Raw genomic sequence first — 260 nt, forward strand, 5'->3', positions numbered from 1 at the left:
GTTTAGGGTAACTTTTATTAATTCAACCTAAAATTGCAATTAAAATCTATTAAAGCTTTAAGACCATCCCTTTATTTTTCTATAAATGGTAGATGCACTTACCCCTAAATAAGCAGCAGCAAGAGGAATGTTGTCTTCGCAGCTTTTGATTGCGTTTTCAATAGCCCTTTTTTCAACTTGCCATAATGGTTCTATATCGTGAACCGACATAGGAGATAATTGAACACTCTGATCGTTTGTATTGTGAATTGACTTAGCTG

Annotated in this window: 1 protein-coding gene; it reads right to left on the minus strand. The window is 34.2% G+C overall.

The window, feature by feature from the left end:
- Positions 1-57: 57 nt before the first annotated feature.
- Positions 58-260: helix-turn-helix domain-containing protein (locus AAEY75_RS15880; protein WP_352260131.1), on the minus strand; the 203-nt coding region annotated here is incomplete at its 5' end.

The sequence above is a fragment of the Psychrobacter sp. TB55-MNA-CIBAN-0194 genome (assembly GCF_040309505.1).
In the GTDB taxonomy this organism is placed as follows: Bacteria; Pseudomonadota; Gammaproteobacteria; order Pseudomonadales; family Moraxellaceae; genus Psychrobacter; species Psychrobacter fozii.